Origin of the sequence: Aliivibrio sp. SR45-2 (assembly GCF_963890165.1) — a bacterium.
GTDB lineage: Bacteria > Pseudomonadota > Gammaproteobacteria > Enterobacterales > Vibrionaceae > Aliivibrio > Aliivibrio salmonicida.
Genome location: NZ_CAWPRC010000189.1, coordinates 1 through 15,918, shown reverse-complemented (window position 1 = coordinate 15,918; position 15,918 = coordinate 1). Strand labels below are relative to the sequence as shown.

Annotated in this window: 7 protein-coding genes, 1 tRNA gene, 1 pseudogene and 1 riboswitch; of the genes and pseudogenes, 3 read left to right on the top strand and 6 right to left on the bottom strand. The window is 37.4% G+C overall.

What is annotated here, in order from left to right; genetic code table 11:
* Window positions 1–3: 3 nt before the first annotated feature.
* Window positions 4–80 (top strand) — tRNA-Asp (locus tag AACV33_RS18065).
* Between the two features lie 160 nt (window positions 81–240).
* Here AACV33_RS18065 and AACV33_RS18060 read toward each other — a convergent pair.
* Window positions 241–1,514, bottom strand: a pseudogene (locus AACV33_RS18060) (IS4 family transposase).
* Window positions 1,515–1,925: 411 nt separating this feature from the next.
* The gene (locus AACV33_RS18055; RefSeq protein WP_017022340.1) at window positions 1,926–3,203 is read right to left on the bottom strand and encodes a cation:proton antiporter; all 1,278 of its coding nucleotides are present in this window, start codon (window positions 3,201–3,203) and stop codon (window positions 1,926–1,928) included.
* Between the two features lie 192 nt (window positions 3,204–3,395).
* On the opposite strand from AACV33_RS18055, the gene metH reads away from it, so the two are divergent.
* Window positions 3,396–7,064, top strand: coding sequence for a methionine synthase (gene metH, locus AACV33_RS18050; protein ID WP_035470633.1), 3,669 nt, complete (start codon window positions 3,396–3,398; stop codon window positions 7,062–7,064).
* A gap of 68 nt (window positions 7,065–7,132) precedes the next feature.
* Here metH and lysC read toward each other — a convergent pair whose 3' ends face one another.
* Entirely contained in the window at window positions 7,133–8,482 is a 1,350-nt protein-coding gene (gene lysC / locus AACV33_RS18045; protein ID WP_017022342.1) for a lysine-sensitive aspartokinase 3, read from the bottom strand.
* Window positions 8,483–8,549: 67 nt separating this feature from the next.
* A riboswitch (Lysine riboswitch) is annotated at window positions 8,550–8,724 on the bottom strand.
* 213 nt (window positions 8,725–8,937) lie between these two features.
* Between lysC and AACV33_RS18040 the strand changes: the two genes are divergently transcribed.
* Window positions 8,938–10,047 carry a pyridoxal-phosphate-dependent aminotransferase family protein gene (locus tag AACV33_RS18040; RefSeq protein WP_017022343.1) on the top strand — a complete coding sequence of 370 codons (1,110 nt, stop codon included), beginning with the start codon at window positions 8,938–8,940 and terminating at the stop codon, window positions 10,045–10,047.
* A gap of 48 nt (window positions 10,048–10,095) precedes the next feature.
* Here the strand turns inward: AACV33_RS18040 and AACV33_RS18035 are convergent, their stop codons facing one another.
* The 3 genes from AACV33_RS18035 to galU form a co-directional block, all read right to left on the bottom strand.
* Window positions 10,096–11,859: a PglL family O-oligosaccharyltransferase gene (locus tag AACV33_RS18035; protein ID WP_017022344.1), complete on the bottom strand. Its 1,764-nt coding sequence runs from the start codon at window positions 11,857–11,859 to the stop codon at window positions 10,096–10,098.
* Window positions 11,860–11,938: 79 nt separating this feature from the next.
* A complete protein-coding gene (gene uvrA, locus AACV33_RS18030) occupies window positions 11,939–14,767 on the bottom strand; it encodes an excinuclease ABC subunit UvrA (RefSeq protein ID WP_017022345.1) in 2,829 nt (942 codons plus the stop codon).
* Window positions 14,768–14,937: 170 nt separating this feature from the next.
* Entirely contained in the window at window positions 14,938–15,807 is an 870-nt protein-coding gene (gene galU / locus AACV33_RS18025; RefSeq protein ID WP_182700505.1) for a UTP--glucose-1-phosphate uridylyltransferase GalU, read from the bottom strand.
* Window positions 15,808–15,918 lie beyond the last annotated feature (111 nt).

Genomic DNA, 15,918 nt, shown 5'->3' with positions numbered 1-15,918 from the left:
TGCGGAGTGGTAGTTCAGTTGGTTAGAATACCGGCCTGTCACGCCGGGGGTCGCGGGTTCGAGTCCCGTCCACTCCGCCACTATTTAAAAAGCCCTAATCGAAAGATTAGGGCTTTTTTACGTCTATAATAAGACGGTTTAATATTATTGATGTATTCAATCTATAGATTAGTTCTTGATTTGTTGACATGGTTTGACTTATTTAAATAAAAACAGAGGTTAATATGTAATGCCGTTCACTTAAGGGTGAGCGGCATTCTTATTTCTAGCATATCGTTGTTGTCTTGGCTTGACCATTCGAGGGAATGTTCTTTCCCTCTGCCTCTCAAGTATTAAGCTTCCAGCCATTAGATGAAGCCTTTTAATTGTTGAGGAATTGCTCCTGGCGTTGAGTATGGTAAACCAACAATAACGCAGATACATTAGCAAGTGTCCCATTAAAACTTAACTGATAAGGTAGATAATTTCCTTTTAAATTAAAACAAAGCTCTACCATTTGGCACCTAATTAAATTATAAGTCAACAAGATACCCCAAGTTCTTGTTTCACTAATTCAGGTAGACGGCTTCGTAGTGTTAAGCGATTTCCTAACATGTATCTCTCGATAACCCAATTCTATTTCCCAGCGATGCTCATAAAGACCGACTATATCTTTCAATGGGTAACGTAATAGGTCAGTCATTGAAGTCAGAACTTGATAATCTTTACCTTTAATTTTTAGAGTTACAAGACGAGCTGTCATCGTTTTTGGTAAATCAGAAAACAGTTTTCTTGCTCTTGGGTTACTTCGAAGAAGAACAAGTTTGTCATTACGACCTAACGATCGAATTATTTCATATTGAGTATTCTTTTTCAGGGGAATAAGTTAGTGGCACTCCGAGCCTGTCGTCTGCCATTTATGTAGTAATCCTAGTGAATAGAACCCCTTAATTAACATGGTTACGCTATGGTCGGGATTACTGTCTATTAATTTCTCTGCCAATATCATTTCATTTGTATTGTAATTATCGAAAGCGCTTGCTGTAATAAGATGACTGCTTAGTTCCATTTGGCAAACCATTCTTACCTGTGGATATTGTGTTCCTTATTTGACGAGAGAAAGCCTCTTCATTTTTCTGGTTATCAGGAGTTCTCCATACGATACCATCAATAGCTAATAAGGTGAGTTCATTCCATTGAGAGAGATTGGCACTCTTAAGTCGTCATTCGCTCAAAGACGGATTTCATGACTGCTTCGCCAAGTGTTTTTCTACGCTGAATAAGAGCACTTGGAGCAACATAGGCTTTACCTGTTCTATCAACAATATCGAGTTGATTAACGAGGTCTTTCATTGATTTGTTGTTATAGATAGCCACACCATTGATTCAAGAGAAAGCTTACGCTTTCTCATCGTAACAGTTTCCTTAAGAGAATAAGCTTCATCGATAAGTTCGATAGGGAGTAAATTACTTAAGGTTTCAATGTTATTAGGCTTCCAGTTATTAATCACGTTTAGAGCTTGAGATACATCCATAAAAAAATCCAAGTGCATTAAATTCACTTGGATTTTGACCGCTCAGAAGGGTCAGTCAACCGATTATATTTACCTTAAATGATCGGCATTAGAGGTTAATATGATCTTTTATTTTTAATATATAAGTATTTTTACTAAGAGAAACCTTAATATTTATCTAGTCGGTTTTATCTTTCCAGATACAACCTTAATTAAGACTATTATCTATAGTTTAAATCGGTTGTTAACTGAATTTTAATATCGTGGATATAGTTCAATCCTCATATTAAGTCCTTGAGAATAGACTAGTATTGAGTGTGATATCTATTGTTAAATGTATTAAAAGAAGGTGTTTGAATTGTTTTTTGATATGCATATCGTAGGATGTGTCATAAATTTCGAAGCATAGGATAGCCTATGCTTCGAATGTTATTATTTATTTTTTTCTAATAATTTTGCTTTTTCGATCATGTTAGTAATAGTTGACCCTTGAACTAGAATAGAGAAAACAACGACAGAGTAAGTCATTACAAGAATAATCTCTCTTACATCAATGTTTTTGTCGGGAATAACCATAATTCCAGATGGAATAGCAAGTGCCATCGCTAAGGCTAAACCACCACGTAAACCTCCCCAAGTTAAGATCTTAACGGATAATGGATTGTAAGTTCTAAATCTCTTAAATCCGATATAAGAAACATAAACACTTAAATATCGGCTAGTTAATACTAACGGTATAGATATAGCCATTAAAATCCAATCTTCTTGGTGGAATTTGAATAACAGCATAGACATACCTATTAATAAGAATAAAACGCCATTTAAAAATTCGTCTACTAATTCCCAAAAATGGTCTAAGTGTTCTTCACTTTCTTTTGAAAAACCAATGAAACGAGTCCAGTTTCCGATCATTATCCCGGCAACAACCATTGATAATGGGCCTGATACATGTATCACATCAGCTAAAGCGTAGCCAGCAGTCGGAATACCAATGGTTAATAATAATTCCATCGAATGGTCGTTCGTGGAGCTTATTAGGTAATGGAATACTAGACCTAAAACAAAACCATAAATTATGCCACCAATAGCTTCTTGGAAAAATAACGAAGTAACACTCCCTACCGTAGGAGTTTCATTACCGAAAGCAATTGTAAATAAAGTTACGAATATAACTAATCCGAAGCCGTCATTAAAAAGAGACTCTCCTTCGATTTGGGTTGAAATACGTTGTGGAGCATTCATTTTTTTTACAATAGCTAAAACAGCTATTGGATCTGTTGGTGATATAAGAGCGCCAAATAACAAACAATAGATAAGGTCAAAATTAATACCTATGAATCCGCAAATAAACCACAGAGCAAAACCTATAAAGAAAGTTGAGAATAATGTAGCCCCGAGAGCTAACACAGTTATTTCCCATTTTTGATCTTTCATATGTGGGAGTTTAATCCCTAAACCACCGGCAAACAGCAAGAAGCCTAATATTCCTTTTAACAAGAAATCTTCAAAATTTATTTCAGTTAATGTTTCAGTTGCTATTTCTCTTAAGTGGAACCAGCCATTGTGGCCCGCAATTATTATCGCAAGAGATAACATTATTGATCCTGCGGTAATGGCAATCGTGGTTTGCATTTTTCCTATTTTACTATTGAAGAATGCAATTAACATTGCTCCAGCAGCAAGAAAACAGAGCGTATTGTAGACGGACATTACTAAACCTCTAATTATGTATTTTATGTAACAAACTATGACTTATATCATTTTCCGCGTAATTTGATAAATATCAAATATTATTTCTATTTTGTTAAAATAAATCCATTTTAGACGTCTAGATTTCTATTCGATGTGTGATAGGATTGTAAAAAGAAAGTTTATGGATGAGGCAGTACCGTGGCAGGAAGCATGATAAAAAATCAAATCGAAAAACAGCTTTTAGAACGAATTTTATTGATTGATGGTGGTATGGGTACCATGATTCAAGAATATAAATTTGAAGAAAATGATTACCGTGGAGAAAGATTCATTGATTGGCATTGTGATCTAAAAGGAAATAATGATCTATTAGTCTTGTCAAACCCTAGTGTAATTCGTGATATTCATTTGGCCTATTTAGAAGCAGGGGCCGATATTCTTGAAACAAACACTTTCAATGCAACGACGATTGCAATGGCTGACTATGATATGGAAAGCCTAAGTGCAGAAATTAACTTTGAAGCTGCAAAATTAGCTAGAAAAGCAGCCGATGAATGGACTCTCAAAACACCTCATAAACCCCGTTATGTTGCGGGTGTTCTAGGACCAACAAATAGAACCTGTACGCTTTCACCTGATGTTAATGACCCGGGTTTTCGTAATGTCACATTTGATGGATTAGTTAAAGCATATTCTGAATCTACTCGCGCTCTTATTAAAGGTGGATCTGATTTAATTCTTATCGAAACTATTTTTGATACCTTGAATGCGAAGGCCTGTTCATTTGCTGTTGAATCTGTTTTTGAAGAAATGGGTATTACATTACCCGTTATGATTTCGGGAACAATTACGGACGCCTCTGGCCGTACATTATCAGGTCAAACTACAGAAGCTTTCTATAATGCACTTCGCCATGTAAAACCAATCTCATTTGGTCTTAATTGTGCTTTAGGCCCTGACGAGTTGCGTGAATATGTTGGAGAATTATCTCGAATTTCTGAATGCAGTGTTTCTGCTCACCCAAATGCAGGCTTACCTAATGCGTTTGGTGAATATGATCTTTCTCCTGAAGAGATGGCAGAGCACGTAGCTGAATGGGCTCGAAGCGGCTTCTTAAATTTAATCGGGGGTTGTTGTGGTACAACGCCAGAACATATTCGTCAAATGGCAGCAGCAGTTGAAGGTGTGAAGCCTCGCGTTTTACCTGATATTCCAGTTGCTTGTCGTTTGTCTGGTTTAGAGCCTCTAACTATTTCTAAAGAGTCTTTGTTTGTAAATGTTGGAGAAAGAACTAACGTAACGGGTTCTGCTCGTTTTAAACGTTTGATTAAAGAAGAGTTATACGATGAAGCGTTAAGTGTTGCCCGTGAACAAGTGGAAAATGGCGCACAAATTATCGATATAAATATGGATGAAGGAATGTTGGAATCAGAAGCCTGTATGGTTCGCTTCCTTAATCTATGTGCATCTGAGCCTGAAATATCGAAAGTTCCAGTGATGGTCGATTCCTCTAAATGGGAAGTTATCGAGGCTGGCTTAAAGTGTATTCAGGGTAAAGGTATCGTTAACTCTATTTCACTGAAAGAAGGTAAAGAAAAATTTGTAGAACAAGCTAAGTTGGTTCGTCGTTACGGTGCGGCAGTTATTGTGATGGCCTTTGATGAGAAAGGGCAAGCGGATACTCGTGAACGAAAGATCGAGATATGCACCAACGCTTATAATATTTTAGTTAATGAAGTTGGTTTCCCACCTGAAGATATCATTTTTGATCCAAATATCTTTGCTATTGCGACTGGTATTGATGAGCACAACAATTATGCTGTCGATTTCATTGAAGCCGTTGCCGATATTAAAAGAACATTACCTCATGCGATGATCTCAGGTGGTGTTTCTAATGTGTCATTCTCATTCCGTGGAAATAATTACGTTAGAGAGGCAATTCACGCTGTATTTTTATACCACTGTTTTAAACATGGTATGGATATGGGAATAGTAAATGCTGGTCAGCTGGAAATTTACGATAACGTACCTGAAGAATTACGTGAGGCGGTTGAAGATGTAGTCTTAAATCGCAGAGATGATTCCACAGAACGTTTGCTGGATATTGCTACTGCTTATTTAGAAAAAGCGGTGGGTAAAGTTGAAGATAAATCAGCACTAGAATGGCGTACTTGGCCAGTAGAAAAGCGTTTAGAGCATTCTTTAGTTAAAGGTATTACTGACTTTATTGTCGATGATACAGAAGAAGCTCGTGTTAATTCTGAACGCCCAATTCATGTGATTGAAGGTCCATTAATGGATGGGATGAACGTGGTTGGTGATTTGTTTGGTGAAGGAAAGATGTTCCTTCCACAAGTAGTAAAATCAGCTCGTGTAATGAAGCAAGCGGTTGCTCATTTAGAACCCTTTATAAATGCAACAAAAGACGTAGGTTCTACAAATGGGAAAATCTTATTAGCGACAGTTAAAGGTGACGTTCATGATATTGGAAAGAATATCGTAGGTGTCGTACTTCAATGTAATAATTATGAAATTATTGACCTTGGTGTCATGGTGTCATGTGAAAAAATTCTTAAAGTAGCTAAAGAAGAAAACGTCGATATTATTGGTTTATCTGGTTTGATCACCCCTTCTCTTGATGAGATGGTGCATGTTGCTAAAGAGATGGAACGACAAGGATTTACGGTGCCTCTTTTGATCGGTGGGGCAACGACATCGAAAGCGCACACTGCCGTTAAAATAGAACAAAATTACTCACAGCCGGTTGTTTATGTGAATAATGCCTCACGTGCCGTAGGCGTATGTACATCACTTCTTTCTAATGAATTAAAACCTGCATTTATTGAAAAGTTAGATTTAGATTATGACCGAGTGCGAGATCAGCATAATAGAAAAACACCACGTACAAAACCTATTACATTAGAAAGGGCACGAGCTAATAAAGTTGATATTGATTGGGTTAGTTATACTCCACCAACGCCAATGAAACCAGGCGTACATATTGTAGATGATGTTGATATAGCAACATTACGTAAATATATCGATTGGACACCATTCTTTATGACTTGGTCTTTAATGGGGAAATACCCTGCGATTTTAGAGCATGATGAAGTTGGCGAAGAAGCGAAACGCTTATATAAAGACGCTAATGATCTTTTAGACCGTGTAGACACTGAAGGGTTATTAAAAGCCCGTGGTATGTGTGCATTATTTCCTGCGGCAAGTATTGGTGATGATATCGAAGTGTATAGCGATGAATCTCGAACAACAGTCGTAAAAGTACTGCATAATTTGCGTCAACAAACGGCAAAACCAAAAGGGTTTAATTACTGCCTATCTGATTATATAGCACCAAAAGAAAGTGGTAAGAAAGATTGGATTGGTGGTTTTGCGGTTACTGGTGGAATCGGTGAACGTGATTTAGCGGATGCATATAAAGCGAATGGTGATGATTATAACGCAATTATGATCCAAGCTATTGCTGATCGTTTAGCGGAAGGTTTTGCTGAATATTTACATGAAAAAGTACGTAAAGAAATTTGGGGTTATGCTACGGACGAAAACCTGTCTAATGATGAGTTGATCCGAGAAAAATACCAAGGCATTAGGCCTGCTCCTGGATATCCTGCATGTCCTGAACATACTGAAAAAGGGGCTCTTTGGGAATTAATGAAGATTGAAGAATCAATTGGCATGTCATTAACATCGAGCTATGCAATGTGGCCTGGCGCTTCAGTATCTGGAATGTATTTTTCTCATCCTGATTCTCGTTATTTTGCTATTGCACAAATACAGAAAGATCAAGCTGAAAGTTACGCTGAACGAAAAGGCTGGGATATGTTAGAAGCAGAGAAATGGTTAGGACCTAACTTAAATTAAACCTTAATTATGACTTAAAATAAATGCCCGTTAGCGAATGTTAATGGGCATTTTTATTACGTTAATATTTATTCGAAGAGTTCTTTATGAAGTACTTCAACTGCTTTTTTTGCTTCAGCGTCACTTAATAAAAAGCATAAATTATGCGGGCTAGCACCGTAACAAATCATACGTAAATTAAATTCTTCTAATGTACCAAAAACTTGCTTTGCAGAGCCTTTAGAGTTACTCATCTTATTACCAATTAAAGCGACTAAGCATAGATTATTTTCAACTTCTACAGTGCAAAGTTCTTCGAGCTCTCTTTGTGCCTCTAACGGTAGTTCAGGAGCTTTACCGTTAGTGTTCGTTTGATCTAAAGTTAATGCAACACTGACTTCTGATGTGGTAATTAAATCTACCGATATTTGGTATTTAGCTAAAATTTTAAATACTTCAGCTAAAAATCCATAAGCATGGAACATACTTGGGCTATGTAACGTCACCATGGTTTGATTGCAACGTAATGTTAATGCTCGAAATAATGGAGAGCTATTTACCTTTTGTTTGATCCATGTACCGCCTTTTTCTGGCTCTTTAGATGAGCCAACAAACACTGGGATTTGATGACGCAATGCAGGAAGTAAAGTTGAAGGATGTAGAATTTTCGCACCATAGTTTGCCATTTCTGATGCTTCACTAAAGCTGATTTCTGGAATAGGGGAAGCTTTGGGAGCAATGCGAGGATCTGTCGTATAAATGCCAGGGACATCAGTCCAAATTTCTAAACCGCAAGCTCTTACTGATTCTGCGATCAAGGCTGCACTATAATCACTACCGCCTCTGCCTAATGTTGTTGTATTTCCGTCACAATCCGCACCAATAAATCCTTGAGTAACTACGATGTGTTTTTGGCATAAAGGAGCTAGTTTTTCTTGAGCTAGATGAGAAATATAGTCTAATTGAGGTTCGCCTTTACCAAATGTTGAGTCAGTACGAAGAACGGTTCTTATATCAAAACGAACGGCTGAATTGCCTCGCTCAATTAACAATTGAGTAAATAGGTGAGTAGACATTAGCTCACCGCAAGAAACAAGGTGATCGGTTAATTTATCACTTATTTGGAATGAGGCTGAATCAGCGGCTTTTTCTATATCATCTAAGATTTCAAGAATAGCTTGTTCTGGATAAACAGGATCAGCTAATTGATCTAATACAGAGAAGTGAATATCTTTTAATTCATTAAGAATATTTTTTTTCCGTTGAGTATTTTCAACACCGTTAGCTAATTCAACTAACAGGTTTGTGACCCCTGAGCAGGCGCTAATAACAACTAAGTGAGTATTTTTGTTTTGTTCTATTACATGGGCACTACGGCTCATTGCTTCAAAATTAGCAACGCTAGTGCCACCAAATTTAGCAACATTTATAGGGTTCACTATCCTGTCTCCCGACTACATCCAATGTGGAAATAAATATGAAGAAACGACAGCAATATAAAAGGTTATTGCTAGAAGCTCTTCACTTAATATTTAAGTGACAATCGTAAGGATTCAGCCAATACGATCGATAAACGACTCCCAAGGGTAGTTTATCTCGGCATAACTCTCCCTCACTTATTTGTTTTGGAGTTTGGGCTCCACAAATTAAGCTACCTAGGTAATGCTCCTCTTCTTTATATTTCTAAAAGTACGAAATACGTTTCATTAATGTGCTTTTTTATGAATCAAATGTCAATTGATAGTAACGTTTTTTTTGTCTTTCTTACCTTCTAAGTAAAATTTAACTATTTAGTGTTGTTTTAGGCAGTTAAGTCACTCTAATTAGTTTGTCTAATTGAGTTTAATTATTTTTATGTTTATTATTTGAACACTTACTATTCAAGGAGCGAGTCATGCAAAGTTTTATTCCACCACAAAGAACCCTTATGGGACCTGGTCCATCTGATGTTTCTCCCCAGGTATTACAAGCATTGAGTCGCCCTACTATTGGTCATTTAGACCCATTGTTTATTAAAATGATGGATGAAGTAAAAGAGCTATTAAAATACGCATTTCAAACAAAAAATGAATTTACTATCGCGGTGTCAGCACCAGGCAGTGCAGGAATGGAAACGTGTTTTGTTAATCTTGTAGAGAGAGGCGAAAAAGTACTTGTTTGCCGTAATGGTGTTTTTGGTGAGCGAATGCGACAGAATGTAGAGCGTTGCGGTGGAATTGCGATCGTTATTGATGATGAATGGGGAACTCCTGTATCGTTAGCAAAAGTAGAAGAAGCATTGATTAAAGATCCTGAGATTAATGTTATCGCATTTGTGCACGCAGAGACATCAACAGGTGTATTAAGTGATGCGAAGTCTATCTCTGAATTGGCACTGAAATACAACTGTTTAACTATTGTAGACGCAGTAACATCGTTGGGTGGGGTTCCTTTATTCGTAGATGAATGGTTATTAGATGCGGTTTATTCAGGATCTCAAAAATGCTTATCTTGTATACCTGGTCTTTCTCCGGTGACGTTTTCAAATAAAGCGGTTGAGAAAATGAAGTCAAGAAAAGAACCGGTACAAAGTTGGTTTTTAGACCAAAGCCTTGTATTGGGCTACTGGAGTGGAGAAGGCAAAAGAAGCTATCATCATACCGCACCAGTAAACAGTCTATATGCATTGCATGAATCATTATTAATGCTTAAAAATGAGGGGCTAGAGAATGCATGGAAGAGACATGATTATTTTCACCAAGAACTTAAGCGTGGACTAGAAAGTTTAGGTGTTTCATTTATTGTTGATGAGAAATACCGATTACCACAGCTAAATGCGGTCTATATTCCTGATGGTACTAATGATGCTTTAGTTCGAAAAGTATTATTAGAAGAATATAATTTAGAAATTGGCGCAGGATTAGGGGATTTAGCGGGTAAAGCTTGGCGCATTGGATTGATGGGGTATGCGGCACGTAAAGAAAACGTGTCTCTTTGTTTAAAAGCGTTATCTGACGTATTATAAATAACATGATGATAAAACGCCGTTGATAAATTCAACGGCGTTTTATCATTACTTTCTGATTTGACGTAACTTTTGGTCAAGTTGAACGGTTTCGAAATTGTTATTCGGAAATAAGAATACGGCTTCTCTTCTTATATCTTCCGCGTTTGCTTCTTGCCCTAAAGCTTGATAAGCGATGATTAGGTTTTGATAAAATGCTGGTCTAGGTTTATTTTTTATAAGCTCTTTGGACCAAGTAATGTAAGGTATGATTAAATCTGGCCTTTTATTTATGATGCCAATGGATAATTGTGCTGATAATACATCCCAATTAAATCTATCTTCCCACACGACAGGGTTACTGACTTGATTTAATATTTCTGGATTCATTGGTTTTGTTGTTTCAAATTTGGTTAAAATCCAGTTTGTGTGTAATGCTGAAAGCATATAAAAGGCCGTGATAATTGGAAGAACAAGAGAACTTACTCGTAACGATATTTTGCTGACTCCAGTAATGCGGTATTTTTTATACTTACAGCTAAGCTGATCTATCCAAAAGAGAAGGATAATGAAGGTAAACCAGTGAAGCATAGAATGGTAAAAAGGGTATTCTAATTGGCTGTGAATAAAGATAGGACTGATTAGAGCAAGCAATGCAAATTGTGTATCTAATTTACTTTTTCTAATTTTTAGTAACACCCCTCCAGCAGCTAGTAATAATCCAAATATAGCAAGAATACCACCTTCTACTCCCCAATAGAGGACCTCATTATGAGGATGGTCCATTGATGGTAATCCCGATTTATAATCGGCAGATATTTGGTGCTGTTTGGCCGTATAAAGAATGTAAGCGGCTTCAAAATTCCCATAGCCATAACCAGTAATTGGTTTCTCTAAAAACATATCCAGTGCTTGGGGGAATGTGTATCTTCTTGGGCTTTCTAAATCTGCTTTTTTACTTAATAACGAAATATTATTGAAATCATCATTTTGTGAAAAATGTAAGATAATAAAACTGCCACTAACGCCCATAATTAAAGCAAGAATCCACGATGAAAATCGTTTTTTTGTGCAATATTTCCACATGTATGGGATTAACAATAGAAGGCTAAATACAGCAGCAATCCAACCCGTTCGTGAAGCTAAAACAATAATTAGCGGTAAGGTTAGGATTATTGTTATATATAAAAGTGTAAGTGCGACAGGGTTCTCTCGGTATTTAATTGGTTGTCTTGCCAGAAAATACGAGGCTATGGCAAGCCCTGTAACTAAAAAGCTTGCCATTACATTTGGCTGTTGAAAAATACCATAAGGGCGGTTTGAAATTACGTTATAACCAAACGAATTCCCTGGTTCTAGAAATAGATATTGAATATAGCCAAAAATAGCTTCAATCAATACAGAACCAATGATGCACCATAGAAGCCATTGCTTTTGTTTATTAGAAAATGCAAATTGTTGTAAGGTGAGAAAGAAAAGCCAGCCAGCCCATAATCCAAAAAATTTTCCAGCGGCTAATAATGGAGAGGAGTCTTGATAGATTAAAGGTACAGAAAGTAGAACTGCTGAGAAAAATAAAACGATTGTTAATGTGGAATACTTAATTACCCCTTGTTTCGCTATATGATAGAAGGCAATGGCAATGGCAATACTTGCAGGGATCCAAGAGGCAGCATTAAAGGCTAAATGGAGACCTGAACCACCTGGATTTGGTTGGAAAAAGTGAGCACAAACAAAAAATAGAATACTGAGGCTAACGAGAAAAGATTTAGTAAGTGGTTTTTTTATTTTTCTTGCTTCGAGTTGAGTTCCCTGAGTAAGTAAGGTTGCCATTTTTTCAATTAATCCCTGTAATAAAGCCAGCAAAGTGCTGGCTTTATTCTATCCGATAATACTTAATAAGTATGGAATTTTATAAGGAAAGCATTGGTTTTAAGAAGCGTGCCGTATGTGACCCTTCAATAAGTGCAACTTCTTCGGGGGTTCCTTCTGCAATGATCTCTCCACCACCATTACCACCTTCTGGCCCTAAATCTACCACCCAGTCAGCTGTTTTTACTACATCTAGATTATGCTCAATAACCACAATGGTATTTCCTCGTTCACGTAAGTGATGAAGAACCGTCAATAGTTGTTGAATATCATGAAAATGCAAACCAGTAGTTGGTTCATCTAAAATATAGAGTGTTTTTCCAGTATCTCTTTTCGATAATTCTCGAGCTAGTTTGACACGCTGAGCCTCCCCTCCAGACAAGGTCGTTGCCGCTTGACCTAAACGAATGTAAGAGAGTCCAACATCCATGAGTGTTTTTAATTTGCGAGCAATCACGGGAACAGGAGCAAAGAAAGTATGAGCATCTTCAATGGTCATTTGAAGAACTTCATCAATACTCTTACCTTTATATTTTACTTCAAGCGTTTCACGGTTGTAGCGTTTACTCTTACAAACATCACATGGCACATAAACATCAGGTAAGAAATGCATTTCTACTTTTATAACCCCATCACCTTGGCAAGCTTCACAACGGCCGCCTCGAACATTAAAACTAAAGCGTCCAGGTTTATAGCCACGAGAGCGGGATTCCGGTGTTCCAGAGAATAATTCTCGTATTGGAGTAAAAATACCAGTATAAGTCGCGGGGTTCGAACGAGGGGTTCGGCCTATTGGACTTTGATCTATATCGATGACTTTATCAAAGTGTTCGATGCCTTTAATTTTTTTATAAGGCGCGGGCTCTGAAGTTGTTGCTCCATTGAGTTGAGTATGTGCAATCTTGAAAAAAGTATCGTTAATGAGTGTCGATTTACCAGAACCAGAAACACCAGTGATACAAGTAAAGAGACCAACCGGTAATTTTAATGTAACATTTTTTAAATTATTGCCAGTCGCACCAATGAGTTCTACTTGTTTTTTAGGATCCGCCTTAACTCGTTCTTTTGGTACCGGAATTTTTTTTGCGCCACTTAAGTATTGGCCTGTTAAAGAATCTGGATTATTAATTATTGCCGCATAATCGCCTTCAGCAACAATATATCCACCATGCACACCGGCTCCAGGGCCTATATCAATAATATGATCAGCACTTCGAATTGCATCTTCATCATGCTCAACGACAATCACCGTATTTCCGAGGTCGCGTAAATGATTCAACGTTTTTAATAATCGTTCATTGTCGCGTTGATGGAGCCCAATTGATGGTTCATCAAGCACATACATAACACCTACAAGCCCGGCACCAATTTGACTAGCAAGACGTATTCGTTGAGCTTCTCCGCCAGAAAGAGTGTCTGCCCCGCGCGATAAATTAAGGTAATTTAGACCAACATTAATAAGAAAATTTAAGCGCTCGTTTATTTCTTTCATTATCTTATCGGCAATTTGTGCTTTTTGCCCTGTTAAGGTTAATGAGCTGAAAAATGCCATTGAATCTTGAATGCTCATTTCACAGATTTCAGATAACGTGGTATCAGCGACAAAAACGCTTCTTGCTTCTAAGCGTAGGCGAGTCCCATGGCAACTAGAGCAAGATTGTGTAGAAATGTATTTGGATAAATCATCACGAACGGAGTTTGATTCTGTTTCTTTATAGCGGCGATCTAAAGTATTTAAAATACCTTCAAATGGGTGACGTTTTACACGTAAATCACCCCGGTCATTACTGTAATGAAATTCAACTTCTTCACTACCAGAGCCATTAAGGATGATTTGTTGAATTTTTTTTGACAATGATTTAAAGGGTGAGAAAAGGTCAAAAGCATAATGTTCAGCGAGGGAAGTTAGCATTTGGAAGTAGTAATAGTTCTTTTGATCCCATCCTTTGATCGCTCCTTCAGCAATACTAAGTTTGTTATCTAAAACGATTCTATCGGCATCGAAATATTGTTGTACACCTAAGCCATCACAGGTACCACAAGCCCCTGCTGGATTATTGAAAGAGAATAAGCGAGGTTCGAGTTCTTGCATGCTATAACCACAATGTGGGCAAGCAAAATTAGCCGAAAAGATCAGTGGTTCATTATCGGTCTTATCCATATAGTCGATAACGGCAATGCCACCGGTTAGTTCTAATGCCGTTTCAAACGATTCTGCTAAACGTTGTTGAAGATCTGAACGGACTTTAAACCGATCAACGACAACTTCAATGGTGTGTTTTTTGTGTAACTCTAATGTGGGTGGATCGGAAAGATCACATACTTCACCATCAATACGGGCTCGAATAAAGCCTTGTGCTGCTAGATTTTCTAATGTTTTAACATGCTCGCCTTTACGCTCCTTAATAATAGGAGCAAGTAACATAAGCTTAGTGCCTTCCGGCAGCTCTAAGGCTTTATCTACCATTTGACTAACGGTTTGAGCAGTAAGTTCGACATGATGCTCAGGGCAGCGGGGTTCACCAATACGAGCATATAGTAAACGCAAATAATCGTAGATTTCAGTAATGGTACCCACAGTAGATCTTGGGTTATGAGATGTAGATTTTTGTTCGATAGAGATAGCAGGAGACAGCCCTTCGATATGGTCTACATCGGGTTTTTCCATAAGAGATAAAAATTGACGGGCATAAGCAGATAATGACTCAACATAACGTCGTTGACCTTCTGCATATAATGTATCAAATGCCAAAGAAGATTTACCTGACCCAGATAACCCAGTTATCACAATTAATTTATCACGTGGGAGTGTTAAGCTAATATTTTTTAGATTGTGGGTTCTGGCCCCTCTAACTTCAATTTTATCCATTGGGATCTCACTGCATAAATAATGACTGAAGACTAAGTATTGCACAGACTATTAGAACAACAAAGAGGCACTGGATAAAAAAACAGTAATGATAGGGTAGGAGAGATTCAGAATGAAAAAAACGCCTTATGATATTTCATAAGACGTAATAATAATTAAAACAAACGAGCTTACTTTTTGCCTGTTGTTTGTTTTGCTAATTCAGCTGATTTTTTATCTTTTAAATATACATTTTCGTAGCAGTAGTTTGTTGCTTGGATATAACCTTCAACGCTACCACAGTCAAAACGCTTACCTTTAAATTTATAAGCAAGAACACAACCTGATTGAGCTTGCTTTAATAACGCATCGGTAATTTGGATTTCGCCACCTTTACCTGGTTCTGTTTGCTCAATAATCTCAAAGATATCTGGTGTTAGAATGTAACGACCAATGATCGCAAGGTTACTTGGTGCAGTGCCTGGTTCTGGTTTTTCAACCATGTTATCTACGCGGTATAGATCGTCTTTGATCATTTCACCCGCAATAACGCCGTATTTATGCGTTTCGTTATCAGGTACTTCTTCTACTGCAACGATAGAACAACGGAATTGCTTATACAAAGCAACCATTTGAGACAGTACGCCTTGTTCTTCATTGACACATAAATCATCAGCAAGTACGACAGCGAATGGTTCATCGCCGATGAGTTCACGTCCAGTAAGAATGGCATGACCTAAACCTTTCATTTCTCTTTGACGAATATAAGTAAAATGTGCAGCGTCAATTAATTCACGAACGTCTTCAAGAAGTTCTTCTTTATTTGTGCCACTGATTTGGTGTTCTAGCTCGTAGTTTTTATCAAAGTGATCCATTAAAGAATGCTTACCACGGCCAGTGACGATGCATATTCCGTCCATGCCTGCATTGATAGCTTCTTCTACGCCATATTCTATAAGCGGTTTATTTACGATTGGCATCATTTCTTTTGGCATAGATTTAGTAGCAGGAAGAAAACGAGTACCGTAGCCAGCGGCAGGAAAAAGACATGCAGATTTCATAATTAAAAATGATACTCCACCATGTTTCAACTTAAAGCGCTTCATTTACCCGTTATTAGTCGTTAAACTGACCATATAACGATGATGCTCAAGTAAGAGCGCTTCCAATTA

Coding starts and splice junctions, on each gene's coding strand:
- AACV33_RS18035 (WP_017022344.1), bottom strand. CDS start 11,859: ATGGCAACCTTACTTACTCAGGGAACTCAACTCGAAGCAAGAAAAATA.
- metH (WP_035470633.1), top strand. CDS start 3,396: ATGATAAAAAATCAAATCGAAAAACAGCTTTTAGAACGAATTTTATTG.
- AACV33_RS18055 (WP_017022340.1), bottom strand. CDS start 3,203: ATGTCCGTCTACAATACGCTCTGTTTTCTTGCTGCTGGAGCAATGTTA.
- uvrA (WP_017022345.1), bottom strand. CDS start 14,767: ATGGATAAAATTGAAGTTAGAGGGGCCAGAACCCACAATCTAAAAAAT.
- galU (WP_182700505.1), bottom strand. CDS start 15,807: ATGAAATCTGCATGTCTTTTTCCTGCCGCTGGCTACGGTACTCGTTTT.
- AACV33_RS18040 (WP_017022343.1), top strand. CDS start 8,938: ATGCAAAGTTTTATTCCACCACAAAGAACCCTTATGGGACCTGGTCCA.